Annotated in this window: 25 protein-coding genes; 3 read left to right on the top strand and 22 right to left on the bottom strand. The window is 58.3% G+C overall.

What is annotated here, in order from left to right; all coding sequences use genetic code 11:
* Window positions 1–2 precede the first annotated feature (2 nt).
* The 22 genes from hutU to rpmH form a co-directional block, all read right to left on the bottom strand.
* Window positions 3–1,694, bottom strand: coding sequence for a urocanate hydratase (gene hutU / locus M5B44_RS20565; protein ID WP_248740319.1), 1,692 nt, complete (start codon window positions 1,692–1,694; stop codon window positions 3–5).
* Between the two features lie 404 nt (window positions 1,695–2,098).
* Window positions 2,099–3,931, bottom strand: a complete 1,833-nt coding sequence (gene glmS, locus M5B44_RS20560; protein ID WP_085713103.1) for a glutamine--fructose-6-phosphate transaminase (isomerizing) — start codon at window positions 3,929–3,931, stop codon at window positions 2,099–2,101.
* Between the two features lie 2 nt (window positions 3,932–3,933).
* The gene (locus M5B44_RS20555) at window positions 3,934–4,710 is read right to left on the bottom strand and encodes a DeoR/GlpR family DNA-binding transcription regulator (RefSeq protein WP_085713102.1); all 777 of its coding nucleotides are present in this window, start codon (window positions 4,708–4,710) and stop codon (window positions 3,934–3,936) included.
* Between the two features lie 132 nt (window positions 4,711–4,842).
* Window positions 4,843–6,210, bottom strand: coding sequence for a bifunctional UDP-N-acetylglucosamine diphosphorylase/glucosamine-1-phosphate N-acetyltransferase GlmU (gene glmU, locus M5B44_RS20550; protein WP_248740318.1), 1,368 nt, complete (start codon window positions 6,208–6,210; stop codon window positions 4,843–4,845).
* Between the two features lie 118 nt (window positions 6,211–6,328).
* Window positions 6,329–6,754, bottom strand: coding sequence for a F0F1 ATP synthase subunit epsilon (locus tag M5B44_RS20545; RefSeq protein ID WP_007954164.1), 426 nt, complete (start codon window positions 6,752–6,754; stop codon window positions 6,329–6,331).
* A 45-nt stretch (window positions 6,755–6,799) separates the two neighbouring features.
* Entirely contained in the window at window positions 6,800–8,176 is a 1,377-nt protein-coding gene (gene atpD, locus M5B44_RS20540; RefSeq protein ID WP_007954162.1) for a F0F1 ATP synthase subunit beta, read from the bottom strand.
* 27 nt (window positions 8,177–8,203) lie between these two features.
* Window positions 8,204–9,064 (bottom strand): F0F1 ATP synthase subunit gamma, encoded by an 861-nt coding sequence (gene atpG, locus M5B44_RS20535; RefSeq protein ID WP_008084419.1) that lies wholly within the window; start codon window positions 9,062–9,064, stop codon window positions 8,204–8,206.
* Window positions 9,065–9,114: 50 nt separating this feature from the next.
* On the bottom strand, window positions 9,115–10,659 hold the full coding sequence (gene atpA / locus M5B44_RS20530) for a F0F1 ATP synthase subunit alpha (protein WP_085606310.1): 1,545 nt from the start codon (window positions 10,657–10,659) through the stop codon (window positions 9,115–9,117).
* A gap of 21 nt (window positions 10,660–10,680) precedes the next feature.
* On the bottom strand, window positions 10,681–11,217 hold the full coding sequence (locus M5B44_RS20525; protein ID WP_007911956.1) for a F0F1 ATP synthase subunit delta: 537 nt from the start codon (window positions 11,215–11,217) through the stop codon (window positions 10,681–10,683).
* Between the two features lie 12 nt (window positions 11,218–11,229).
* A complete protein-coding gene (locus M5B44_RS20520) occupies window positions 11,230–11,700 on the bottom strand; it encodes a F0F1 ATP synthase subunit B (RefSeq protein WP_007954149.1) in 471 nt (156 codons plus the stop codon).
* Between the two features lie 58 nt (window positions 11,701–11,758).
* Entirely contained in the window at window positions 11,759–12,016 is a 258-nt protein-coding gene (gene atpE / locus M5B44_RS20515; protein WP_003097235.1) for a F0F1 ATP synthase subunit C, read from the bottom strand.
* A gap of 134 nt (window positions 12,017–12,150) precedes the next feature.
* Entirely contained in the window at window positions 12,151–13,020 is an 870-nt protein-coding gene (atpB, locus tag M5B44_RS20510) for a F0F1 ATP synthase subunit A (protein WP_085686128.1), read from the bottom strand.
* Between the two features lie 16 nt (window positions 13,021–13,036).
* Window positions 13,037–13,444 (bottom strand): F0F1 ATP synthase subunit I, encoded by a 408-nt coding sequence (locus M5B44_RS20505; protein WP_003229783.1) that lies wholly within the window; start codon window positions 13,442–13,444, stop codon window positions 13,037–13,039.
* Between the two features lie 148 nt (window positions 13,445–13,592).
* Window positions 13,593–14,465 (bottom strand): ParB/RepB/Spo0J family partition protein, encoded by an 873-nt coding sequence (locus M5B44_RS20500; RefSeq protein WP_085713100.1) that lies wholly within the window; start codon window positions 14,463–14,465, stop codon window positions 13,593–13,595.
* Window positions 14,466–14,474: 9 nt separating this feature from the next.
* Window positions 14,475–15,272: a ParA family protein gene (locus M5B44_RS20495; protein WP_085713099.1), complete on the bottom strand. Its 798-nt coding sequence runs from the start codon at window positions 15,270–15,272 to the stop codon at window positions 14,475–14,477.
* 18 nt (window positions 15,273–15,290) lie between these two features.
* Window positions 15,291–15,935 carry a 16S rRNA (guanine(527)-N(7))-methyltransferase RsmG gene (gene rsmG / locus M5B44_RS20490; protein ID WP_007911906.1) on the bottom strand — a complete coding sequence of 215 codons (645 nt, stop codon included), beginning with the start codon at window positions 15,933–15,935 and terminating at the stop codon, window positions 15,291–15,293.
* Entirely contained in the window at window positions 15,932–17,830 is a 1,899-nt protein-coding gene (mnmG, locus tag M5B44_RS20485) for a tRNA uridine-5-carboxymethylaminomethyl(34) synthesis enzyme MnmG (protein WP_085702244.1), read from the bottom strand. Before mnmG ends, rsmG begins: the two co-directional genes overlap by 4 nt.
* Before the next feature lie 553 nt (window positions 17,831–18,383).
* Window positions 18,384–19,754, bottom strand: a complete 1,371-nt coding sequence (mnmE, locus tag M5B44_RS20480; protein ID WP_114886525.1) for a tRNA uridine-5-carboxymethylaminomethyl(34) synthesis GTPase MnmE — start codon at window positions 19,752–19,754, stop codon at window positions 18,384–18,386.
* A gap of 81 nt (window positions 19,755–19,835) precedes the next feature.
* Entirely contained in the window at window positions 19,836–21,518 is a 1,683-nt protein-coding gene (gene yidC, locus M5B44_RS20475; protein ID WP_248740317.1) for a membrane protein insertase YidC, read from the bottom strand.
* Between the two features lie 2 nt (window positions 21,519–21,520).
* Window positions 21,521–21,766, bottom strand: a complete 246-nt coding sequence (yidD, locus tag M5B44_RS20470; RefSeq protein ID WP_010465488.1) for a membrane protein insertion efficiency factor YidD — start codon at window positions 21,764–21,766, stop codon at window positions 21,521–21,523.
* Window positions 21,759–22,160 carry a ribonuclease P protein component gene (gene rnpA, locus M5B44_RS20465; protein ID WP_011336726.1) on the bottom strand — a complete coding sequence of 134 codons (402 nt, stop codon included), beginning with the start codon at window positions 22,158–22,160 and terminating at the stop codon, window positions 21,759–21,761. Before rnpA ends, yidD begins: the two co-directional genes overlap by 8 nt.
* Before the next feature lie 16 nt (window positions 22,161–22,176).
* Entirely contained in the window at window positions 22,177–22,311 is a 135-nt protein-coding gene (gene rpmH / locus M5B44_RS20460; RefSeq protein WP_003213577.1) for a 50S ribosomal protein L34, read from the bottom strand.
* A 566-nt stretch (window positions 22,312–22,877) separates the two neighbouring features.
* On the opposite strand from rpmH, the gene dnaA reads away from it, so the two are divergent.
* From dnaA to recF, 3 genes are read left to right on the top strand one after another with little or no spacing between them, the layout of a single operon-like run.
* The gene (dnaA, locus tag M5B44_RS20455; protein WP_085713096.1) at window positions 22,878–24,401 is read left to right on the top strand and encodes a chromosomal replication initiator protein DnaA; all 1,524 of its coding nucleotides are present in this window, start codon (window positions 22,878–22,880) and stop codon (window positions 24,399–24,401) included.
* 39 nt (window positions 24,402–24,440) lie between these two features.
* Window positions 24,441–25,544, top strand: coding sequence for a DNA polymerase III subunit beta (gene dnaN, locus M5B44_RS20450; RefSeq protein ID WP_085733897.1), 1,104 nt, complete (start codon window positions 24,441–24,443; stop codon window positions 25,542–25,544).
* Between the two features lie 14 nt (window positions 25,545–25,558).
* Window positions 25,559–26,662 (top strand): DNA replication/repair protein RecF, encoded by a 1,104-nt coding sequence (gene recF / locus M5B44_RS20445; protein WP_248740316.1) that lies wholly within the window; start codon window positions 25,559–25,561, stop codon window positions 26,660–26,662.
* Window positions 26,663–26,666: the final 4 nt, after the last annotated feature.

Here is a 26,666-nt window from a genome sequence, read left to right as displayed (position 1 = left end):
GTTCAGGCTCCTTTAACCGAAGTAATCATTGGCAGGTTCAAGCCCTGCTCCTTGGCGCAGTCGATGGCGATCTGGTAACCGGCATCGGCGTGACGCATCACACCGGTGCCCGGGTCGTTGTGCAGCACACGAGCGATACGCTCGGCTGCTTCATCCGTACCGTCGCAGACAATCACCATGCCCGAGTGCTGGGAGAAGCCCATGCCGACGCCGCCGCCGTGGTGCAGCGAGACCCAGGTCGCGCCGCTGGCGGTGTTGAGCAAAGCGTTGAGCAGTGGCCAGTCGGACACGGCATCCGAGCCGTCCTGCATCGATTCGGTTTCACGGTTCGGGCTGGAGACCGAGCCGGAGTCGAGGTGGTCGCGACCGATCACGATCGGTGCCGACAGCTCGCCGCGACGGACCATTTCGTTGAACGCCAGACCGAGCTTGGCGCGCTGGCCCAGGCCGACCCAGCAGATACGCGCCGGCAGACCCTGGAAGCTGATGCGCTCGCGGGCCATGTCCAGCCAGTTGTGCAGGTGGGCGTCGTCCGGGATCAGCTCTTTGACCTTGGCGTCGGTCTTGTAGATGTCTTCAGAGTTGCCCGACAGCGCCGCCCAGCGGAACGGGCCGATGCCACGGCAGAACAGCGGACGGATGTAGGCCGGTACGAAACCCGGGAAGTCGAAAGCGTTCTCCACGCCCTCTTCCTGAGCCATCTGGCGGATGTTGTTGCCATAGTCGAAGGTCGGGATGCCTTGTTTCTGGAAATCCAGCATGGCTTTGACGTGGACGGCCATCGACTGCTTGGCGGCCTTGATCACAGCGGCCGGTTCGGTCTTGGCGCGGGCGCGGTATTCGTCCCAGGTCCAGCCGGCCGGCAGGTAACCGTTGAGCGGGTCGTGGGCGCTGGTCTGGTCGGTGACCATGTCCGGGCGCACACCGCGACGGACCAGTTCCGGGAGGATTTCGGCGGCGTTGCCCAGCAGCGCAATGGAGATGGCCTTGCCTTCTTTGGTGTACTTCTCGATGCGCGCCAGGGCGTCGTCGAGGTCTTTGGCCTGCTCGTCGACGTAACGGCTTTTCAGGCGGAAATCGATGCTCACCTGCTGGCATTCGATGTTCAGCGAGCAGGCACCGGCCAGGGTCGCGGCCAGCGGCTGGGCGCCGCCCATGCCGCCAAGGCCGGCGGTCAGGACCCAGCGGCCCTTGAGGTTGGAATCGTAATGCTGGCGACCGGCTTCGACGAAGGTTTCGTAGGTGCCCTGCACGATGCCCTGGCTGCCGATGTAGATCCAGCTGCCGGCGGTCATCTGGCCGTACATGGCCAGGCCCTTGGCGTCGAGTTCGTTGAAGTGTTCCCAAGTCGCCCAGTGCGGCACCAGGTTGGAGTTGGCGATCAGCACGCGCGGGGCGTTGCTGTGGGTCTTGAACACGCCGACCGGCTTGCCGGATTGCACCAGCAGGGTCTCGTCGTCATTCAGGTTGGTCAGGCTTTCGACGATCTTGTCGTAGCACTCCCAGTTACGCGCGGCGCGGCCGATGCCACCGTAGACCACCAGCTCTTTCGGGTTTTCGGCCACTTCCGGGTCGAGGTTGTTCATCAGCATGCGCAGCGGCGCTTCGGTCAGCCAGCTCTTGGCGGTCAGCTTGTTGCCGCGTGCGGCGCGGATTTCGACGTCACGGAATTTAGTAGTTTTTGCGTCAGTCACGAAAAAGACTCCTCAGCGATCAATTCAAACCAACCCTGGCGATGGGCAAGCGGCTTGTGCGCTTCAATGCGCGACAAGCGAATCAGTGGACGAGATGCTCGGTTTCTTTCAACTCGTATGCATACGTCTTTACTTGTACATACAAGCATATGCAATTGAACGGCCAACTTATGAAGAAGCTGTACGACAAAACCGGCGGACATCGCTGAGGACACCGAAATCACGGGGCATCGAGTGATTGAATTTTTTTCGAAGGGGCGCTTTTTGAAAGCAGAGAGGCTGTTACAGAAGCGTGGTATTGCACCGCGCTGGGGTGTTCGGTAACAAAAAGTGGGAAACATCCCACAGCCCGGAGACCCAATAAGTCTCCAGGCTGTGGTCGTCTATTGCGGCGTGTGGATAACTTATTCCACCGTCACCGACTTCGCCAAGTTACGCGGCTGGTCAACGTCAGTGCCCTTGAGCACGGCGACGTAGTACGACAGCAGTTGCAACGGAATGGTGTAGAGGATCGGCGACAGGATGTCGTGGATGTGCGGCATCTGCACCACGTGGGTGCCTTCGCCGTTGGTCATCCCGGCTTTCTCGTCAGCGAACACGATCAGTTCGCCGCCACGTGCACGGACTTCCTGCAGGTTGGACTTGAGCTTCTCGAGCAGTTCGTTGTTCGGCGCAACGGTGACCACCGGCATGTCGTTATCCACAAGTGCCAGCGGGCCATGCTTCAGTTCACCGGCAGGATAAGCTTCGGCGTGGATGTAAGAGATTTCCTTGAGTTTCAGGGCCCCTTCCATCGCGACCGGATACTGCGCGCCACGCCCGAGGAACAGGGTGTGGTTCTTGTCGGCGAACAGTTCGGCGATCTTTTCCACGGTGCTGTCCATGGCCAGCGCTTCACCAAGACGGGTTGGCAGGCGACGCAGTTCTTCGACCAGCGTGGCTTCAACGTCTTTGCCCAGCGTGCCGCGCACCTGGCCCAGGGACAAGGTCAGCAACAGCAGGCCAACCAGTTGCGTGGTGAACGCCTTGGTCGAGGCCACGCCGATTTCGCGACCGGCCTGGGTCAGCAGGGTCAGGTCGGATTCGCGCACCAGCGAACTGATGCCGACGTTGCAGATTGCCAGGCTACCCAGGAAACCCAGCTCCTTGGCGTTGCGCAGTGCGGCCAGGGTGTCGGCGGTTTCGCCGGACTGGGAAATGGTGACGAACAGCGTGTCCGGCTGTACCACAACCTTGCGGTAGCGGAACTCACTGGCGACTTCGACCTGGCACGGAATCCCGGCCAGCTCTTCGAGCCAGTAACGGGCAACCATGCCGGCGTGGTAACTGGTGCCGCAGGCAACGATCTGTACGTTGCGCACTTTGGCGAACAGTTCAGCCGCTTGTGGGCCGAACGCCTGCACCAGTACCTGGTTCGGGCTGAGGCGACCTTCCAGGGTGCGCTGCACCACGGATGGCTGCTCATGGATTTCCTTGAGCATGTAGTGGCGGAACTCACCTTTGTCGGCGGCTTCGGCACCGTCGGTGTACTGCACGGTCTGGCGCTCGACGGCTTTGCCGGTCACGTCCCAGATCTGCACCTTGTCGCGCTGGATTTCGGCGATATCGCCCTCCTCCAGGTACATGAAACGGTCGGTGACCTGACGCAGGGCCAACTGGTCGGAAGCGAGGAAGTTCTCGCCCAGACCCAGGCCGATCACCAGCGGGCTGCCGCTACGGGCAGCGACCAGACGATCCGGTTGCAGCGCGTGGATGACCGCCAGACCGTAGGCGCCATGCAGATCCTTGACCGTTGCCTTCAGGGCGTCGGTCAGGTCCGGCAGGTTCTTGAGTTTTTCGGTCAGCAGGTGCGCGATGACTTCGGTGTCGGTGTCGGAAGAGAACACGTAACCCTGCGCCTTGAGCTGTTCGCGCAGCGCTTCATGGTTTTCGATGATGCCGTTGTGCACCACTGCCACATTGCCGGAGAAATGCGGGTGGGCATTGCGTTCGCTCGGCGCACCGTGGGTTGCCCAACGGGTGTGGGCAATACCGAGACGGCCAACCAGCGGGTGTTCCGCCAGGGCCGCGTCCAGTTCGCTGACCTTGCCCACACGACGGGTGCGCTCCAGCGTGCCGTCATTGGTGTACACCGCCACACCGGCACTGTCATAACCCCGGTATTCGAGGCGCTTGAGGCCTTCGACCAGGATGGCGGTGATATTACGTTCAGCTACCGCGCCGACAATTCCACACATGCTTATTTCTCCTGACTGACCGTCGCGCAAATCAAATTGATACCGCGAGCCTGAATCTGATCCCGTGCCTCCTGCGGCAGGCGATCATCGGTGATTAGGGTATGGACGCTGCTCCATGGCAGCTCCAGGTTTGGAATCTTGCGGCCGATCTTGTCGGCCTCGACCATCACGATCACTTCCCGCGCCACTTCCGCCATCACCCGGCTCAGGCCGAGCAATTCATTGAAGGTGGTGGTGCCACGCACCAGATCGATGCCGTCGGCACCGATGAACAACTGATCGAAGTCGTAAGAGCGTAGTACCTGCTCGGCGACCTGGCCCTGAAAGGATTCCGAATGGGGATCCCAGGTGCCGCCGGTCATCAGCAGGACAGGTTCATGTTCGAGTTCGCTCAGGGCATTGGCGACATGCAGGGAGTTGGTCATCACCACCAGCCCCGGTTGCTGGCCGAGCTCGGGGATCATCGCGGCCGTGGTGCTGCCGCTGTCGATGATGATGCGGGCGTGCTCGCGAATACGTGTCACCGCCGCGCGGGCAATCGCCTGTTTGTACTTGGAAACGTTCTGACTGACATCGGCCACCAGTTCCTGGGGCATGGTGATCGCTCCGCCATAACGGCGCAGCAGCAGACCATGGCTTTCCAGTGCGGCCAGATCCTTGCGAATCGTAACTTCCGAGGTTTCGAAACGCTTGGCGAGTTCGTCAACACTGACTTCGCCCTGCTCGTTGAGCAAGGCCAGTATGTTGTGGCGACGTTGGGGCGTATTGCGTTTCGACATGGCTTGGTAAGTTTCGATTCGAAAGATAACGGAAGCAATCAAAACCTATCGACGCAAAGTCGTCAAGCCGGGGATGAAAAAAAATCGCTGCCCAAGGGCAGCGATCCTTTTGATTGAAGCGCTGTGGATAACTCAGCTCTTCTTGATCTTCTCCGGCCGCTTCCAGCCATCGATGTTCTTCTGCCGCGCGCGACCGACGGCCAGTTGGGCGTTATCCACATTCTGAGTGATGGTCGAACCGGCTGCGGTGGTTGCACCGGCAGAGATATCCACAGGCGCCACCAGCGAGTTGTTGGAGCCGATGAACACGTCTTCGCCCAACACGGTTTTCCACTTGTTGGCGCCATCGTAGTTGCAGGTGATGGTGCCGGCGCCGATGTTGGTGCGGGCACCGATCTCGGCATCGCCCAGATAAGTCAGGTGTCCGGCCTTGGCGCCTTCGCCCATGCGGGCATTTTTCAACTCGACGAAGTTACCCACATGGGCGCGAGCTTCCAGCACGGTGCCCGGACGCAAGCGTGCAAACGGGCCGGCATCGCTGCCTTCACCGAGCACTGCGCCTTCGATATGACTATTGGCCTTGATCACCACACCCTTGCGCAGGGTGCTGTCCTTGATCACGCAGTTCGGGCCGATCACCACGTCATCCTCGATGACGACTTTGCCTTCAAGAATCACGTTGATGTCGATCAGCACGTCGCGACCGACGGTCACTTCGCCACGCACATCAAAGCGGGCCGGATCACGCAGGGTCACGCCCTGCGCCATCAAGCGGCGGCCGGCACGCAACTGATAATGACGCTCCAGTTCGGACAGTTGCTTGCGATCGTTGGCGCCCTGCACTTCCATTGGGTCGTGAGGTTGTTCCGTGGCGACTACCAGGCCATCACCGACCGCCATTTCAATCACGTCGGTCAGGTAGTACTCACCCTGGGCGTTGTTGTTCGACAGGCGGCTCATCCAGTCAGCCAGATGGCTGGCAGGCACTGCGAGAATCCCGGTATTGCCTTCTGTAATCGCGCGTTGCGCTTCAGTGGCATCCTTGTGCTCGACGATTGCCGCAACCTTGCCGTTCGCATCGCGCACGATGCGGCCGTAGCCGGTCGGGTCGTCCAGCTCGACAGTGAGCAGTCCCATCTGGCCGGGAACGACGTGCTTGAGCAGGCGCTGCAGGGTTTCCACTTCGATCAACGGCACGTCACCGTAGAGAATCAGAACGGTGTCGGCCGTAATGAACGGAACAGCCTGTGCGGTGGCATGGCCGGTGCCCAATTGCTTGTCCTGCAGCACGAAATTGAGATCATCGGCGGCCAGGCGCTCGCGCACGACATCGGCGCCATGGCCGATGACCACGTGAATGCGCTGTGGATCGAGTTGACGGGCACTGTGGATAACATGGCCGAGCATGGAGTCGCCGGCAATCGGGTGCAGCACTTTCGGCAGTGCCGAACGCATGCGGGTGCCTTGGCCGGCCGCGAGGATAACGATTTCAAGAGACATGACTGGCTACCAATCCTGGGTGGTCAGCAACTGCGACCGGGTTTGTAGAATTCTGAAAAGAAAAAAGGGTAGCCGAGGCTACCCTTTTTTATCAATCGCACAACAAGTGGCTGACGGATTAACCGCCAAACTTCTTGCGGATCTGCTGGACGGTGCGCAGCTGAGCTGCAGCCTCGGCCAGACGTGCGGACGCAGCTCCGTAGTCGAAATCTGCGCTCTTCTCATGCAGAGCGGCCTCGGCAGCCTTGAGAGCTGCCTGAGCCTGAGCTTCATCCAGGTCGGCGGCACGTTGCACGGTATCGGCAAGCACCTTGACCATGTTCGGCTGAACCTCGAGGAAACCACCGGAGATGTAGAACACCTCGGCTTCCCCGCCTTGCTTGATCAGGCGGATCGGACCCGGCTTGAGATTCGTGATCAGCGGCGCGTGACCCAGAGCGATACCAAGATCACCCAGAGCACCGTGCGCAATCACCATCTCGACCAGGCCGGAAAAGATTTCTCCTTCCGCGCTGACGATATCGCAATGGACTGTCATAGCCATCTGATTGCCTCAACCTAAATGAGCGCCCGTTGCCGGGCGCCGGGATTACAGTTTCTTGGCTTTCTCGATCGCTTCTTCGATGCCGCCGACCATGTAGAACGCTTGTTCTGGCAGGTGGTCGTAGTCACCGTTGAGGATGCCTTTGAAGCCAGCAATGGTGTCTTTCAGGGAAACGTATTTACCCGAAGCACCGGTGAAGACTTCAGCCACGAAGAACGGCTGCGACAAGAAGCGCTGGATCTTACGAGCACGGTTTACCAACTGCTTGTCGGCTTCCGACAGCTCGTCCATACCCAGGATCGCGATGATGTCCTTCAGCTCTTTGTAACGCTGCAGCACGTACTGAACGCCGCGAGCGGTCTCGTAGTGATCGTTGCCGATCACGTTCGGGTCCAGCTGACGCGAAGTCGAGTCCAGTGGGTCTACCGCCGGGTAGATACCCAGGGAAGCGATGTCACGGGACAGAACGACGGTGGCGTCCAGGTGAGCAAACGTGGTCGCTGGCGACGGGTCAGTCAAGTCGTCCGCTGGTACGTATACGGCCTGGATCGAAGTAATCGAACCTTGCTTGGTCGAAGTGATGCGCTCTTGCAGCACGCCCATCTCTTCAGCCAGGGTCGGCTGGTAACCTACTGCCGAAGGCATACGGCCCAGCAGTGCGGATACTTCGGTACCGGCCAGGGTGTAACGATAGATGTTGTCGACGAACAGCAGAACGTCGTTACCTTCGTCACGGAACTTCTCGGCCATGGTCAGACCGGTCAGCGCTACGCGCAGACGGTTTCCCGGTGGCTCGTTCATCTGACCGTAGACCAGCGCTACTTTGTCGAGAACGTTGGAGTCCTTCATCTCGTGGTAGAAGTCGTTACCCTCACGAGTACGCTCACCCACACCGGCGAACACGGAATAACCGCTGTGCTCGATGGCGATGTTACGGATCAGTTCCATCATGTTTACGGTCTTGCCTACACCGGCACCACCGAACAGACCGACTTTACCGCCCTTGGCGAACGGGCAAACCAGGTCGATAACCTTGATGCCGGTTTCCAGCAGCTCGTTGCCGCCAGCCTGTTCTGCGAAGGAAGGAGCGGCGCGGTGGATACCCCAGCGCTCTTCTTCGCCGATCGGGCCAGCTTCGTCGATCGGGTTGCCCAGTACGTCCATGATCCGGCCCAGAGTCGCTTTACCGACCGGTACGGAGATGGCTGCGCCAGTGTTGTTGACGTCCAGACCGCGCTTCAAGCCTTCGGTGGAGCCCATCGCAATGGTACGAACCACGCCGTCGCCCAGCTGCTGCTGAACTTCCAGAGTGGTTTCGGCGCCTTGAACCTTCAAGGCGTCGTAGATGCTCGGTACGCTGTCGCGTGGAAATTCCACGTCGATAACGGCGCCGATGATTTGAACGATACGTCCGCTACTCATAGCTGGATCCTCTGAATATTTGAACCGTTAAACCGCGGCAGCGCCGCCGACGATTTCCGAGATCTCTTGGGTGATCGCAGCCTGACGCGCCTTGTTGTAGATCAGCTGCAAATCGCTGATCAAATCACCGGCGTTGTCGGTAGCGTTCTTCATCGCGATCATCCGCGCAGCTTGTTCGGCCGCGTTGTTCTCGACCACCGCCTGGTACACCTGCGACTCCACGTAACGCACCATCAAGCCGTCAAGCAGCTCTTTGGCGTCTGGTTCGTAGAGGTAGTCCCAGTGGTGCTTGAGATCCTGATCCGGGGTCGCTACCAGCGGAATCAACTGCTCCACGGTAGGCTGTTGCGTCATGGTGTTGATGAACTTGTTGGATACCACGGACAGGCGGTCAATACGGCCGTCCAGATAGGCATCCAGCATCACCTTGACGCTGCCGATCAGATCATTGATCGACGGCTCTTCACCCAGGTGGCTGATAGCTGCAACGACGTTACCGCCGAAGTTGCGGAAAAAGGCCGCACCCTTGCTACCAACGACACACAGATCAATCTCGACGCCGTTTTCGCGGTTTACCGCCATGTCCTTGACCAGGGCCTTGAACAGGTTGGTGTTCAAGCCGCCGCACAGACCACGGTCACTGCTCACCACGACATAACCAACGCGCTTGATTGCGCGGTCGATCATGAACGGATGGCGGTATTCCGGGTTGGCGTTGGCCAGATGCCCAATTACCTGGCGGATACGCTCCGCATAAGGACGGCTAGCAGCCATGCGCATTTGTGCCTTGCGCATTTTGCTGACCGCCACTTTTTCCATGGCGCTGGTAATTTTTTGCGTGCTTTTGATGCTCGCAATCTTACTGCGAATCTCTTTTGCGCCTGCCATGTAACACCTATCAGGTTAGCAAGCGGGAGCCTTGCGGCTCCCGCTGCGGCTTACCAGGTTTGGGTGGCCTTGAACTTCTCGATACCGGCTTTCAGGCCAGCGTCGATTTCGTCATTGAAGTCACCTTTAACGTTGATCTTCGCCATCAAGTCGGCGTGATCGCGGTTGAAGAAAGCAATCAGCGCTTGTTCGAAGCTGCCGATCTTGGCGATTTCAATGTCAGTCAGGAACCCACGCTCAGCGGCATACAGCGACAGCGCCATGTCGGCGATCGACATCGGTGCGTATTGCTTCTGCTTCATCAGCTCGGTAACGCGCTGACCATGCTCAAGTTGCTTGCGGGTCGCTTCGTCCAGGTCAGAAGCGAACTGGGCGAATGCCGCCAGTTCACGGTACTGAGCCAGGGCGGTACGGATACCACCGGACAGCTTCTTGATGATCTTGGTCTGAGCGGCGCCACCCACACGGGATACCGAAACACCGGCGTTCACTGCAGGGCGGATGCCCGAGTTGAACATGGCCGATTCCAGGAAGATCTGACCGTCGGTGATGGAAATCACGTTGGTCGGAACGAACGCGGAAACGTCGCCAGCCTGGGTTTCGATGATCGGCAGTGCGGTCAGGGAACCGGTTTTGCCGGTCACTGCGCCGTTGGTGAACTTCTCTACGTACTCTTCCGAAACGCGGGATGCGCGCTCCAGCAGACGGGAGTGGAGATAGAACACGTCGCCTGGGTAAGCTTCACGACCTGGTGGACGGCGCAGCAGCAGGGAAATCTGGCGGTAAGCCACTGCTTGCTTGGACAGATCGTCATAAACGATCAGCGCGTCTTCACCGCGGTCGCGGAAGAATTCACCCATGGTGCAACCGGAGTACGGAGCCAGGAATTGCAGTGCTGCAGATTCCGAAGCGCTCGCTGCAACGATGATGGTGTTAGCCAGTGCACCGTTTTCTTCCAGCTTGCGAACCACGTTGGCGATGGTCGATTGCTTCTGACCGATTGCCACGTAGACGCAGAAAATGCCGCTGTCTTTCTGATTGATGATCGCGTCGATCGCCAGAGCGGTCTTGCCGATCTGACGGTCACCGATGATCAGCTCACGCTGGCCACGGCCGACAGGGATCATGGCATCGACAGCCTTGTAGCCAGTCTGTACAGGCTGGTCTACCGACTTACGCCAGATCACGCCCGGAGCAACTTTCTCGACCGCGTCGGTCTCGGTGTTGCCCAGTGGACCTTTGCCGTCAACAGGGTTACCCAGTGCGTCGACAACGCGACCCAGCAGTTCCTTACCAACCGGAACTTCGAGGATGCGGCCGGTGCACTTGGCGCTCATGCCTTCAGCCAGAGTCGTGTATGCGCCCAGTACAACGGCACCTACGGAGTCTTGCTCCAGGTTGAGGGCCATACCGTAGACGCCGCCCGGAAACTCGATCATCTCGCCGTACATGACGTCGGCCAGACCGTGAATCCGCACGATACCGTCAGATACGCTGACGACAGTGCCTTCGTTACGGGCTTGGGAGGTCACATCGAGCTTTTCGATGCGGCCCTTGATAATTTCACTTATTTCGGAAGGATTGAGTTGCTGCATTGCTCTGCTGCCCCTTCAAACTCAAGATTTCAATGCTTCGGCAAGTTTCGCGATTTTGCCGCGAATCGAGCCATCGATAACCAGGTCGCCGGCGCGGATAACGACACCACCTATGAGGGCAGCATCCTCCGCAACTTGCAGGCGCACTTCCCGGTTGAGTCGTGCACTGAGAACCTTGGCGAGTTTGTCTTGCTGTTCTTGGTTCAATGCAAAAGCACTGGTCACTTCAACGTCTACCGATTTCTCTTGTTCGGCCTTGTACAGGTCGAAAAGAGCAGCGATCTCCGGCAGAAGCGGGAGACGGTCGTTTTCGGCAACGACATTGATGAAGTTCTGTGCCTTGGCATCAAACTTGTCGCCGCACACGTCAATGAACGTGGCGGCCTTTTCTGCGCTCGTCAGTCGCGGGGCCTTGAGCACGCGCTGCATGGTGTCGTCTTGCGACACCGCTGCAGCCAGGCCGAGCATGGCTGACCAATTGGCCAGTTGCTGGTGGGCCTGAGCGTGCTCGAAGGCCGCCTTAGCGTAAGGTCGGGCCAACGTGGTCAGTTCTGCCATGATCGCCCTCGCTTAGATTTCAGCAGCCAGTTGGTTAACCAGCTCTGCGTGCGCGTTTTGATCGATTGTGGCACCCAGGATCTTCTCGGCGCCGCCGACAGCCAGCAAGCCCACTTGGGCGCGCAGCTTGTCTTTGACACTGTTCAGTTCCTGTTCGATCTCGGCTTGAGCCTGAACCTTCACACGGTCAGCGTCGACACGGGCCTTTTCAACGGCCTCTTCGACAATCTGGTTACCGCGTTTCTTGGCTTGCTCGATGATTTCAGCTGCCTGAGCTTTCGCTTCGCGCAGTTGCTGACCCGCTTTCTCTTGGGCCAACTCCAGGTCGCGAGCTGCACGGCTGGCAGCGTCCAGACCATCAGCGATCTTCTTTTGACGTTCGTGCAGAGCTGCGATGACCGGAGGCCATACGAACTTCATGCAGAACAGTACAAAAATCAGGAACGCAACGGACTGGCCAATCAGGGTCGCATTAATGTTCACGCCAACACCTCGCAGTTACGTTGTCCATCACACCAAATCACTCGGAAAGTCCGAATGATTAGCCAGCGATTTGACCAACGAACGGGTTCGCAAAGGTGAAGAACAGAGCGATACCAACACCGATCATGGTTACGGCGTCGAGCAGACCGGCAACGATGAACATTTTAACTTGCAGCATTGGAACCATTTCTGGCTGACGCGCTGCGCCTTCCAGGAACTTGCCGCCCAGCAGGCCGAAACCAATTGCGGTACCCAGTGCGCCCAGGCCGATCAACAGTGCAACAGCGATAGCGGTTAGACCAACTACAGTTTCCATCTTTCCTCCCGACTTTTACGTCGTATGGTTTAGGTTTTTTAGATTAAAGCGGTAAAACAAATCGTTTCATGGTGCCCCGTGAGGAGCCCCTTCCCGTTTTACCGGGAAGGACATCAGACTGGTCGAGACCGGTCTTAATGGTTTTCTTCGTGCGCCATCGACAGGTAGACGATGGTCAGCATCATGAAGATGAACGCCTGCAGGGTAATGATCAGGATGTGGAACACAGCCCACGCCCACTGCAGGACAACACCCAGGCCGCTCAGCCAGAGCAGGCCGCTGCCGAACATCACAGCGATCAGGATGAACACCAGCTCGCCGGCATACATGTTGCCGAACAGACGCAGAGCCAGAGAGATCGGTTTGGCGATCAGGGTCACGAATTCCAGCAGGAAGTTCACCGGGATCAGCAGGGCCTGAACGAAGATGTTCTTGCTGCCGAACGGGTGCAGGGTCAGCTCGCCGATGAAGCCGCCGAGGCCCTTGACCTTGATGCTATAGAAAATGATCAGTGCGAAAACCGAGAACGCCATGCCCAGGGTCGCGTTCGGGTCGGTGGTCGACACGGCACGGAACGGGATGTGGTGGTCGCCGGAGATCAGGATGGCCAGCTGAGGAATCCAGTCGACCGGTACCAGGTCGACGGCGTTCATCAGGAACACCCAGACGAAGATGGTCAGTGCCAGCGGTGCGATCACCGGGCTACGGCCATGGAAGCTGTCTTTCACGCTGCCATCGACGAATTCGACCAGGACTTCAACGAAGTTCTGCAGTGCACCTGGCTGACCGGAAGTCGCCTTCTTGGCCGCCATGCGGAAAAGAATGACGAAGATCAGACCCAGTGCGACCGACCAGCCGAGGGTATCGACGTGGAAAGCCCAGAAGCCCATTTCCTTGGCTTCTGCTGCGGTGTGGGCAAAGCCCCAGCCGCCGTTGGGTAGCTGACCGAAGGTCAGGTTCTGCAAGTGGTGCTGGATATAGCCCGAAGCGGTTGTTTCTGCCATGGTTGCCTCAAACGCCCTAAGGTCTCGAAAGTCTTGTTCTCATCAGCAGGGGAGCGAACCAGCTGACCGACTGAGTCAGCACGAAGGCGCCGAATACAGCGATCGGCGCCAGTGGCTTCACACCTGCAAACACCAGTGCAAACAGCACTGCCGTCAAAATCAGTTTGCCTGCCTCGCCGGCATAGAAAGACCGGACGATGGACTGGGCTGCTCGGGCGCCGGAAAACCGAAATGCCTTGTGAGCGAAATAAACATTGGGCAGCAAGGCTATCAGGCCTCCGCAAAGTCCCGAGTATCCGGCAACGACTCCGTGCCATTGCCAAAGCGCCAAAGCGGCAATGAGCAAAATGACAAATTGAGCCATCAACACCGGAAAAACCGCCAGGCGATGGAACGGCAGGCGGTTTGGCTTGCGGGTTTCCATCACTATTGCTCTCCAATGGTCGGCTGCCGAAATTCAATAACTTGGCATAATTTGTGCCGACAAAATGCGCGCAGAGTATAGGGGCGGTTCTGCCCCTATTCAACTGTCAGGTAGTGATTTCCGACTGCGCGCTACAAGAGGAATTGTTTCAGCGGATGTGTGCAAGCACACCCTGAAGCTCATCGAGAGAGTTGTAACCGATCACCAACTGACCCTTTCCCTTCTTCCCGTGGCGGATCTGCACCGCAGAGCCTAGGCGCTCGGCCAGACGCTGCTCGAGGCGGGCGATATCCGGGTCCGGTTTTGCAGGTTCCACAGGCTCGGGTTTGCCACTCAACCACTGGCGAACCAGTGCCTCAGTCTGGCGCACGGTAAGACCGCGTGCGACAACATGTCGCGCCCCTTCCACCTGCTGATTGTCCGGCAGACCGAGCAATGCACGGGCATGGCCCATTTCCAGGTCGCCGTGGGACAGCATGGTCTTGATGACTTCCGGCAGTGCAATCAGGCGCAACAGGTTGGCCACGGTGACGCGGGACTTACCCACAGCCTCGGCGACCTGTTGCTGGGTGAGCTGGAATTCCTGCTGCAGGCGCTGCAGGGCAACCGCCTCTTCGATCGGATTCAGGTCTTCACGCTGGATGTTCTCGATCAGCGCAATGGCGATCGCGGTTTCATCCGGCACATCACGGACCATGGCCGGAATGGTTTCCTGCCCGGCCTGCTGGCTGGCACGCCAGCGGCGCTCACCGGCGATGATTTCAAAGCGACCGCCACCAATCGGGCGAACCACGATCGGCTGCATCACGCCTTGAGTCTTGATCGACTGCGCCAGTTCTTCCAGCGCCTGCGGATCCATGTCCCGGCGTGGCTGATACTTGCCGCGCTGGAGCAGGTCCAGCGGCAGGTGCTGCAACTCACGGCTGTCAGCCTGTGCCGCCTGTTCTTCCAGCGAGCTGACAGTCGGACCGCTCAGCAGTGCATCCAGTCCTCGTCCGAGACCTCGTTTCTTGACGGCCATGGGGATTCCTTAAGTTGGCTGGGCAGCGGCGATGCGTGAATTTTTGCGCTGACGGCGAACCATCTCGCCCGCCAGGGCCAGATAGGCCAGCGCGCCACGCGATTGCTTGTCGTAGGCCAGCGCCGGCATGCCGTAGCTCGGTGCTTCGGCCAGACGGATGTTGCGCGGGATGACGGTGTCGTACAGCTGGTCGCCGAAGTGTTCCTTGAGCTGGGCCGATACGTCGTTCATCAGGCTCAGGCGCGGGTCATACATGGTCCGCAGCAGGCCTTCGACTTTCAGGTTCGGGTTCAGCAGTTCGGCGATGCGCTTGATGTTATCCACAAGGTCGCTCAAACCTTCGAGCGCAAAGTACTCGCATTGCATGGGGATAATGACCCCGTCAGCCGCGACCAGTGCGTTCAGTGTGAGCATCGACAGCGACGGCGGGCAGTCGATCAGGATGTAATCGTAGTTTTCACGGATCGGCGCCAACGCGCTGCGCAGACGACTTTCCTTCATCTGCATTTCCAACAGCACCACTTCGGCCGCCGTCAGATCCCGGTTGGCCGGCAGCAGTTGATAACCACCGTGTTCCGAGAAGTGCATGGCCTGAGCCAGATCGCATTCGCCGATCAGCAGGTCGTAGACCGAGTTTTCCAGGCCATGTTTATCCACACCGCTACCCATGGTGGCGTTGCCCTGTGGATCGAGATCGATCAACAGCACCCGGCGCTTGGTCGCGACCAGGGATGCTGCGAGGTTGATGCAGGTGGTGGTCTTGCCCACACCACCCTTCTGGTTCGCTATCGCGAATACCTTAGCCATTCTTGCTTGTGTTCCCAATCATGCCGTGCGGCGCAGTATCAGCAGATGGCGTTGGCCTTGGCAACCGGGTACGGCCAGGGCGTGTTCGCTATCGAGTTTGAAGTCTGCCGGCAATGCTACCAGCTCATCGGCCGGATGGACGCCCTTCATTGCCAGCCAGCGCGTATCGGCATCGCCGAGGTGGCGAGTCCAGTTGGTGAAGTTCTCCATGCTGCTGAATGCCCGGGAAATGATCCCGTTGAATGGCTGTGCAGGCTGGAACGCTTCGACGCGACTGTGGATAACTTGCAGGTTATCCAGTTTGAGTTCGAGTTTGACCTGAGTCAGGAAGCGGGTTTTCTTGCCGTTGCTGTCCAGGCAGGTCACCTGCGAGTCCGGATACAGGATCGCCAGAGGGATCCCCGGCATGCCTCCGCCGCTGCCGACATCCAGCCAGCGACCGTTTTCGATGAACGACATCACACTGAGGCTATCGAGCAGGTGACGGGAAACCATTTCGTCCGGATCGCGAACGGCGGTCAGGTTGTAGGCCTGGTTCCATTTGATCAACAGGGCCAGATAACCCAGCAGCAGTTCGTGCTGGGTTTCAGTGAGGTTGACACCGAGCTCGCGGGCTCCTGTGGATAACTCTTCGGCGTGTTGCGAAGTGACCTTAGAACTCAAGCGCTTTGCTCCAACTGACGGCCCGCGCCGCGTTTTTTCAAATGAATCATCAACAGCGAAATCGCTGCCGGGGTCACACCCGGGATCCGCGAAGCCTGGCCCAGCGTCTCGGGACGCGTGGCACCCAGCTTGCTCTGGATCTCCTTGGAGAGACCGGAAATGTTGGTGTAATCGATATCCACAGGCAGTTTCGTGTCTTCGCTTGCACGCAGACGGGCGATTTCGTCCTGTTGACGGTCGATGTAACCGGCGTATTTGGTCTTGATCTCGACCTGCTCGGCGACCTGTGGATCTTCGGCGCCCTGCCCGGTCACTTCGACCAGACCAGCGTAGTCGATTTCCGGACGGCTCAAGAGATTGAGCAGGTTGTATTCGTGAGTCAGCGGCGTACCGAATTTTTCCGCAATCGCATCGCCCTGCTGGGTGCCCGGGCGAACCCAGGTGCTTTTCAGACGCTGCTCTTCCAGCTCGATGTTTTCGCGCTTCTTGCAGAACGCCGCCCAGCGCGCGTCATCGACCAGACCCAGTTCGCGACCTTTTTCGGTCAGACGCAGGTCGGCGTTGTCCTCACGCAGGATCAGGCGGTACTCGGCACGGGAAGTGAACATACGGTACGGCTCTTGGGTACCGAGGGTGATCAGGTCGTCAACCAATACCCCGATGTACGCTTCATCGCGACGCGGGCACCAGGCTTCTTTGCCTTTGGCACGCAGTGCGGCGTTGGCGCCGGCCAGCAAACCTTGGGCGCCGGCTTCTTCGTAACCGGTGGTGCCGTTGATCTGGCCGGCAAAGAACAGACCGCCGATGACTTTGGTTTCCAGGCTGTACTTCAGGTCACGCGGATCGAAGTAGTCGTACTCGATCGCATAACCCGGACGCACGATGTGCGCGTTTTCCATGCCGCGAATCGACTGCACGATCTGCAATTGCACGTCGAACGGCAGGCTTGTGGATATCCCGTTCGGATACAGCTCATGGGTGGTCAGGCCTTCCGGCTCGATGAACACCTGATGGCTTTCCTTGTCGGCAAAGCGGTGGATCTTGTCTTCGATCGACGGGCAATAACGCGGGCCGATGCCTTCGATTTCGCCGGCAGCGGAATACATCGGCGAACGATCGAGGTTCGCGGCGATGATTTCGTGGGTACGGGCGTTGGTGTGGGTGATCCAGCAACTGACTTGCCGTGGATGTTGTTCCTTGTTGCCCATGAACGACATCACCGGGATCGGCGTATCGCCTGGTTGCTCGGTCATGACCGAGAAATCCACAGACTTGCCGTCGATACGCGGTGGCGTACCGGTTTTCAGGCGACCGACACGCAGCGGCAGTTCGCGCAGACGATGCGCCAGGGCGATCGACGGCGGATCACCGGCACGACCGCCGGAAAAATTCTGCAAACCGATGTGGATAAGTCCGCCCAGGAAGGTACCGGTGGTCAACACCACGGAATCGGCGAAGAAACGCAGACCCATTTGTGTGACGACACCGCGTACTTGTTCCTGCTCGACGATCAGGTCGTCGGCGGCTTGTTGAAATATCCACAGGTTCGGCTGGTTTTCCAGGATTTCGCGGACAGCGGCCTTGTAAAGAATCCGGTCGGCTTGTGCACGGGTTGCACGTACGGCCGGGCCTTTACGGCTGTTCAACACGCGAAACTGGATGCCGCCCAGATCGGTGGCCATGGCCATCGCGCCGCCGAGGGCGTCGATTTCCTTGACCAGATGGCTTTTGCCGATGCCGCCGATGGCCGGGTTGCAACTCATGGCACCGAGGGTTTCCACGTTATGCGTCAGCAGAAGGGTTTTTGCACCCATGCGTGCTGAGGCCAGTGCTGCCTCGGTACCGGCATGACCGCCGCCGATGACGATCACTTCAAAACGGGAAGGGAAATCCACCACGCACCTCGTGCCTGCTTAAGTAGGTAATTCAGGAATAGTTTGAGATCAGGTTTCTGGACCTGGTCGACAAGTATAGGGACTTCGCCCTTCCTAAAGAACCCTTTGCACAAAATTTAACCAGCTGTGGAGAACTCGCGGTTAAAAGAATAAAAAAGAGAGAAATTTATAAAACCTTTGTTTTAAAGCTTATTCTTACTGCCCATGATTTCTGTGGATAGATTGCTACAGACCTTTATTTTCAATATGTACAGAGATTCAAAACCCTGTGCTCATGTGGCCATGAGGCCCTTGGATAACCGGTGTAAGCCTGTGGATGAATGGGTTGGTTATCCACAGAGGCAGTTATGTTCAGTTTTCAGGCCCTGTTATCAACTGCCCTCAGCGGCAGTTATTCACAGGGCTTAATCCACAGAAATCGGATGAATGAGCATGCAGCGGGCAGGGGAAATCCGCTCAGGGAGAAGGAATCTGCCCGGCACTGGAAAGGAAGGAATTCGAAAAGGAGAAACAGACAGGTCGCGAATGGACCTGTCTGTGGACAACAGAAGGGTTATTTACCGATGCAGAAGCTGGAAAAGATCCGTCCGAGCAGATCATCGGAGCTGAACGCCCCGGTAATTTCCCCGAGGGACTGCTGAGCCTGACGCAGATCTTCCGCCAACAGTTCGCCAGCCCCTGCCAGAGTAAGCTGTGCACGACCGTGTTCCAGGGCCGCGCTGGCATGACGCAGTGCTTCCAGGTGGCGGCGGCGTGCGCTGAAGCTGCTTTCCGAGGTCTGCTCGTAACCCATGCAGGCCTTGAGGTGATCGCGAAGCAGATCCAGGCCTTCGCCGGCAGCCTTGGCGCTCAGGCTGATAGTTACATGGCCATCGTCGCTGACTTCCAGGGCAATCGCTTCACCGGTGAGATCCGCTTTATTGCGAATCAGGGTGACCTTTGCCGGATCTGGCCGGGTTTCAAGGAATTCGGGCCACAACGCGAACGGATCGGCAGCTTCCGGCGCTGTGGCGTCGACCACCAGCAGTACCCGATCGGCTTCGCCAATGGCTTTCAACGCACGTTCGACACCAATCTTTTCCACATGGTCGTCGGTATCACGCAAACCGGCGGTATCCACGACATGCAGCGGCATGCCATCGATGTGGATATGTTCGCGCAGGATATCCCGGGTCGTGCCGGCGATTTCCGTCACGATGGCGGCTTCTCGTCCGGCCAGTGCATTCAACAGACTGGACTTGCCGGCATTCGGACGACCTGCAATCACCACCGTCATGCCATCACGCAGCAGCGCACCCTGCCCGGCTTCACGCAGGACGGTGGATAACTCGTCGCGTACCTTGTCGAGCATGCTCAATACATGGCCATCGGCGAGAAAATCGATCTCTTCTTCCGGGAAATCGATGGCTGCCTCGACGTAAATCCTCAGACCTATCAGTTGTTCGGTGAGGTTATGCACACGTTGGGAAAATGCACCTTGCAAGGAACGCAAGGCATTACGTGCAGCCTGTGCAGAACTTGCTTCGATCAGGTCGGCAATGGCCTCGGCCTGAGCCAGGTCGAGTTTGTCATTGAGGAAGGCGCGTTCGCTGAATTCCCCCGGACGGGCCAGACGGCAACCCAGTTCCAGACAACGTTTGAGCAACATGTCGAGGACGATCGGACCGCCGTGGCCCTGCAGTTCCAGCACATCTTCACCGGTGAACGAGTTCGGCCCGGGGAAATACAGCGCCAGACCTTCATCGAGAACCTGTTGATCGTCACTGAAGAACGGGCCGTAGTGGGCGAACCGTGGCTTCAGTTCACGGCCGCTGATGGCCTTGGCCGCAACGCTGGCCAGCGGCCCGGAAATTCGAACGATGCCCACGCCGCCACGGCCCTGGGCGGTAGCGACGGCTGCGATGGTTTCACGAGGTGCGCTCATAAACCGGTATCCAGACAAAAATGGCAGATAGCAAAACGCCCCACTAGGGGGCGTTTTGAGTGGTGTTATCCACAGAGTAAGTTACGCCTCGGCTTTTTTCGTCGCCGCTTCGATCTTACGCGTGATGTACCACTGTTGGGCAATCGACAGGCAGTTGTTCACAACCCAGTACAGCACCAGACCCGCCGGGAACCACAGGAAGAAGAAGGTGAAGATGATTGGCATCATTTTCATGACCTTCGCCTGCATCGGATCCGGAGGAGTCGGGTTCAGACGCTGCTGGATGAACATGGTCGCGCCCATGATGATCGGCAGGATGAAGAACGGATCCTTGATCGACAGGTCGGTAATCCACAGCATGAACGGCGCCTGGCGCATTTCCACGCTTTCCAGCAGAACCCAGTACAGGGAAAGGAAAACCGGCATCTGCACGAGGATCGGCAAGCAGCCACCCAGCGGATTGATCTTCTCTTTCTTGTACAGCTCCATCATGGCTTGCGACATTTTCTGCCGGTCATCGCCATGTTGCTCTTTCAGTGCAGCCAGTTTCGGCGCCACGGCACGCATGCGGGCCATCGACTTGTAGCTGGCGGCCGACAGAGGGAAGAAAAGCCCTTTGATCAGCATGGTCAGGAAGATGATCGACCAGCCCCAGTTGCCGACAATGGCGTGGATATGTTGCAGCAGCCAGAAGATCGGCTGGGCAATGAACCACAGAATGCCGTAGTCGACGGTCAGTTCCAGACCTGGGGACAACTCTTTCAATACAGCCTGGCTTTTCGGACCGGCGTACAGAACAGCACTGGTCTCGACTTTTGCACCCGGTGCAGCGGTCAGCGAAGGACCGGTGTAACCGATGATGTAGTTACCTTTGCTGTCTTTACGGGTCTGGACGATGTTGTTTTCGCCCTTCGGAGCAACCCATGCCGTCACGAAGTAGTGTTGCAGCCAGGCAACCCAGCCACCGGTGACGGTTTCCTTGAGCTGACCTTTGTCCATGTCTTTCATGGACACTTTCTTGTACGGCTCGGAACTTGTCCACAGGGCGGCACCCAGGTAAGTCGCGGTGCCGGTAGCAGTGGTCGACGAAGGATCGGCGCTTGCATCGCGTTTCAGCTGAGCAAACATCGAACCGGACCAGGGCTGCGCGCTCTGGTTGTCGATCAGATAAGTCACGGTCACGTCATACAGGCCACGTTTCAGGGTGAAACGCTTGATGTAGTTGACGCCGTCCTTGCTGAACTTCAGGTCGACGACCAATTGGTCCTGACCGTCAGCCAGTTGATAAGTCTTCTTCTCCGAGGAGTAGATCGGGCGACCGGCCGGGCTGGCGTCCGGACCGTTGGTGCCGATCAGACCGCTTTGCGCCAGATAGATACGCTCGCCGCCGTTGTCGAACAGCTGGAACGGAACGTCCGGACGATCCTGACGACGTGGATACAGCGGCAAGGTCAGTTGAGCAACATCGCCACCCTGTGGATCGATCGCCAGATCGAGCACGTCGGTTTTGATCTGGATCAGATCCTTGCTGGCGGCGACCGGCGTTTCGGCAGGTGCGCTGGTATCGCTTGCGGCGCGCGGAATATCGTCACTGGCTGCAGCGTTATTGCCAGTGGCGGTGTCCGGCAAACCGGATGTAGTCGTACTGGAAGCAACATTCTGAGTCGGCAGGGCAGCCTGACCATAGTCCTGGTTCCATTTAAGAACCATGACATAGGACACGATTGCCAGGGCGACGATCAGGATCGTGCGTTTGATATCCATGATTACTCGGCCATCGAAGAAGAACGGGAGGTAGGGATAGGTGGAACCGGGTCATAACCACCGGGATTCCACGGATGACAGCGACCTAAACGACGAAAGGTCAGCCAGCCACCGCGCAGAAGGCCATGATTTTCGATGGCTTCATACGCGTAGCAAGAACAACTGGGGTAGAAACGACAGTGACTGGCCATCAAGGGACTAATGGCGTAGCGGTAAAACTGGATCGGAACGAGTGCCAGTTTACGCATCTGGACTGTCTACCCCTACAGTTTCGGTTTTGACTGCTGGTACCGGCTTGTTGCGTGCCAGACGCTTCCAGAGTTTGCCGAAATGCTGAATCAATTCGGGGTTTTCTACGTCCCCCAAACCTTTGCGCGCGACGATAACGATGTCCCAGCCGACCAGTGAATCCTGGTGCAGGCGAAACGATTCGCGCATCAGACGTTTGAGGCGATTGCGCTCAACGGAGAGCTTCACGCTCTTTTTCCCGATAACCAGTCCAAGACGGGGGTGATCGAGATCGTTGTTGCGTGCAAGGAGCAGGAGATTTTTCCCCGGAACCTTGCCGGTAGGGGAGTCAAAGACTGCCTTGAAATGCCGGGGAGTAAGCAGACGCTTTTCCCGACTGAAGTCCTGACTCACCTCCAGTGCCGGATTATCAAACTGCCAGACGTGCGCGGCCTTTGGCGCGACGACGCGACAGTACGGCACGACCGTTCTTGGTAGCCATGCGAGCACGGAAACCGTGGGTACGAGCGCGTTTGATAGTGCTTGGTTGGAAAGTACGTTTCATGTCGTGTTACCTGGTTCGTCCACAACGGGCCGGAATGGCCCCCGTTTTAAGAGACCGGGGATTCTAGAGAAAGCAAGGCAATAGGTCAATTTCCAACCAACGTTTCCTTATAAATAGATCTCTGATGCCTCCAGGATCGAAACCTTGTCTGCCAGACATAAAAATAAAGAAGGGAATTATTTAAAGCTTTTCTGTAAAGCTTGTAAAAGCTAGGACCGCCTTCTTCTGTGGATAACTGCTTTCAGACCTTGTTCGGCGTGATGTACAGAGAATGACAACTACGGTGGAAAACCGTGTTCAGCCTGTGCTGCGCTATCGGATAACCTGTGTGTGGAAAGCGCTGTTATCCACAGGCGCGTTATCCACCGAGTTTCGCCCCCAGTTGTCCAGTGCCCTCAGCTAAGGTTATCCACAGAGCTTATTCACACACCGTCGGTCGCTTTTTCACCGGTTAAGGCATTGATAAATCATGTCCACCGGGCAACCTGCATGTGGATAAGTGAACGTCCCGCCGCTACAATGGCCGCTTGTTTTTGCCTCACCGGCTTTCAACTTAGGGGATTTCCGTGTCAGTGGAACTTTGGCAGCAGTGCGTGGAGCTTTTGCGCGAAGAGCTGCCAGCCCAACAATTCAACACCTGGATCCGTCCATTACAGGTCGAAGCCGAAGGCGACGAGTTGCGTGTCTACGCACCGAACCGTTTTGTTCTGGACTGGGTCAACGAAAAGTACCTGGGGCGCGTCCTTGAACTGCTGGATGAGCATGGCAATGGCCTCGCACCGTCGCTCTCCTTATTAATAGGCAGCAAACGCAGTTCTGCGCCGCGTGCTGCGCCGAATGCACCGTTGGCCGCCGCTGCTGCATCCCTGGCTCAGGCCAATGCCGCACCCGTCAGCGCTCCGGCACCAGCGCCGGCTCCAACCCCGGCCAAGCGTGCGACGCAGAAAACCGAGGAAGTCAGCGAAGAGCCTTCCCGCGACAGTTTCGATCCGATGGCAGGCGCCGCCTCCCAGCAAGCGCCAGTGCGTGCCGAACAGCGCACCGTGCAGGTCGAGGGTGCGCTCAAGCACACCAGTTACCTGAATCGCACCTTTACCTTCGAGAACTTCGTCGAAGGTAAATCCAACCAGCTCGCCCGTGCGGCGGCATGGCAAGTGGCAGACAACCCCAAGCACGGCTACAACCCGCTCTTCCTTTATGGCGGCGTCGGTCTGGGTAAAACGCACTTGATGCACGCGGTGGGTAACCACCTGTTAAAGAAGAACCCGAATGCCAAGGTCGTGTACCTGCATTCCGAGCGTTTCGTGGCCGACATGGTCAAGGCGCTGCAACTGAACGCGATCAACGAGTTCAAGCGTTTCTACCGTTCGGTGGACGCCCTGCTGATCGACGACATTCAGTTCTTCGCCCGCAAGGAGCGCTCCCAGGAAGAGTTTTTCCACACCTTCAACGCCCTGCTTGAAGGTGGCCAGCAGGTCATTCTCACCAGTGACCGCTACCCGAAAGAAATCGAAGGCCTTGAAGAGCGCCTCAAATCCCGCTTCGGCTGGGGCCTGACGGTCGCCGTCGAGCCGCCGGAGCTGGAAACCCGCGTCGCCATCTTGATGAAGAAGGCCGACCAGGCCAAAGTCGAGTTGCCACACGATGCGGCGTTCTTCATCGCCCAGCGAATTCGCTCCAACGTCCGTGAGCTGGAAGGCGCGCTGAAACGCGTGATCGCCCACTCGCACTTCATGGGCCGCGACATCACCATCGAGCTGATTCGCGAATCCCTGAAGGACCTGTTGGCATTGCAGGACAAACTGGTCTCTGTGGATAACATTCAGCGCACCGTCGCCGAGTACTACAAGATCAAGATCTCCGACTTGCTGTCCAAGCGCCGTTCGCGTTCGGTCGCTCGCCCGCGTCAGGTCGCCATGGCTCTGTCCAAGGAACTGACCAACCACAGCCTGCCGGAAATCGGCGATGTGTTTGGCGGTCGTGACCATACGACGGTGTTGCACGCCTGCCGCAAGATCAACGAACTTAAGGAATCCGACGCGGACATCCGCGAGGACTACAAGAACCTGCTGCGTACACTGACCACTTGATGAACACCAGCGCAGCTTATTAAGGCAAGGGACTAGACCATGCATTTCACCATTCAACGCGAAGCCCTGTTGAAACCCCTGCAACTGGTCGCAGGCGTCGTCGAGCGCCGACAGACCTTGCCGGTACTGTCCAACGTGCTGTTGGTCGTCGATGGCCAGCAGCTGTCGCTGACCGGTACCGACCTGGAAGTCGAGCTGGTCGGTCGCGTGCAACTCGAAGAGCCGGCTGAAACAGGTTCCATCACCGTGCCTGCGCGCAAGCTGATGGATATTTGCAAAAGCCTGCCGAACGACGCGCTGATCGACATCAAGGTCGACGAGCAGAAGCTTGTGGTGAAAGCTGGCCGTAGCCGCTTCACTCTGTCGACCCTGCCGGCCAATGACTTCCCGACTGTGGAAGAAGGCCCGGGTTCGCTGACCACCAGCCTGGATCAGAGCAAGCTGCGTCGCCTGATCGAGCGCACCAGTTTCGCCATGGCCCAGCAGGATGTGCGTTACTACCTCAATGGTATGTTGCTGGAAGTGTCCACCGGTGTGATTCGCGCCGTGGCTACCGACGGTCACCGTCTGGCCATGTGCTCAATGCAGGCCGACATCGGTCAGCAGGATCGCCATCAAGTGATCGTGCCGCGCAAAGGTATTCTCGAACTGGCACGTCTGCTCACCGAGCCGGACGGCAACGTCAGCATCGTCCTGGGTCAGCACCACATTCGTGCTACCACGGGTGAATTCACCTTCACTTCGAAGCTGGTCGACGGCAAGTTCCCTGACTACGAGCGCGTTCTGCCGAAGGGCGGCGACAAGCTGGTACTGGGCGATCGTCAGGCGCTGCGCGAAGCGTTCAGCCGTACCGCGATTCTGTCCAACGAGAAGTACCGCGGTATCCGTCTGCAACTGGCCAGCGGTCAGCTGAAAATCCAGGCCAATAACCCGGAGCAGGAAGAAGCGGAAGAAGAAGTAGGTGTGGAATACAACGGCGGCTCCCTGGAAATCGGCTTCAACGTGAGCTATCTGCTCGACGTGCTGGGCGTGATGACCACCGAGCAGGTTCGTCTGATCCTGTCCGACTCCAACAGCAGTGCGCTGGTACAAGAGTCCGACAACGACGATTCGGCTTACGTTGTCATGCCGATGCGTCTGTAATCAGCTGACTCTGGATGTCGCTAAGTCGCGTCTCGGTCACCGCGGTGCGCAATCTGCACCCGGTGACCTTCTCCCCCTCCTCCCGAATCAACATTCTTTACGGCGCCAACGGCAGCGGCAAAACCAGTGTTCTGGAAGCCATTCATCTGCTGGGGCTTGCCCGTTCGTTCCGTAGCACGCGGCTGTTGCCGGTCATCCAGTATGAGCAACTCGCCTGTACCGTATTCGGGCAGGTCGAGCTCGCCGAGGGTGGCCATAGCGCATTGGGGATCTCTCGCGACCGTCAGGGCGAGTTCCAGATTCGCATCGACGGCCAGAATGCCCGCAGCGCGGCACAACTGGCGGAGATCCTGCCGCTGCAGTTGATCAACCCCGACAGTTTTCGTCTGCTGGAGGGGGCACCGAAGATCCGCCGGCAGTTCCTGGACTGGGGCGTGTTCCACGTCGAACCGCGGTTCATGGCCACCTGGCAGCGTTTGCAGAAGGCCTTGCGCCAGAGAAACTCCTGGCTGCGGCATGGTACACTTGACGCCGTTTCGCAAGCGGTTTGGGACAGGGAACTGTGCCAGGCCAGCGCTGAAATCGATGAATACCGCCGCGCTTACATCAAAGCCTTGAAACCAGTCTTTGAACAAACCTTGAGCGAACTGGTTGAGCTCGAAGGTTTGACGCTCAGCTATTACCGAGGCTGGGACAAGGATCGGGAATTGAGTGCCGTACTTGCCGGATCCCTGCAGCGGGACCAGCAGATGGGTCATACCCAGGCCGGACCGCAACGCGCTGACTTGCGTCTTAGATTGGGCGCACACAATGCCGCGGACATCTTGTCCCGGGGTCAGCAGAAGCTGGTGGTCTGTGCGTTGCGCATTGCCCAGGGGCATCTGGTGAGCCAGGCCCGGCGCGGTCAGTGTATTTATCTGGTGGATGACTTGCCGTCCGAGCTGGACGAGAGCCACCGTCGCGCGCTGTGCCGCTTGCTGGAAGACTTACGCTGCCAGGTTTTTATCACCTGTGTAGATCACGAATTATTGAGGGAAGGCTGGCAGACGGAAACGCCAGTCGCTCTGTTCCACGTGGAACAGGGCCGTATCACCCAGACCCACGACCATCGGGAGTGAAGGC

The organism is Pseudomonas sp. MWU12-2029 (assembly GCF_023242425.1).
In the GTDB taxonomy this organism is placed as follows: domain Bacteria; phylum Pseudomonadota; class Gammaproteobacteria; order Pseudomonadales; family Pseudomonadaceae; genus Aquipseudomonas; species Aquipseudomonas kribbensis.
The sequence above is the reverse complement of the archived record's forward strand: the minus strand, read 5'-3'. Positions and strand labels throughout refer to the sequence as shown.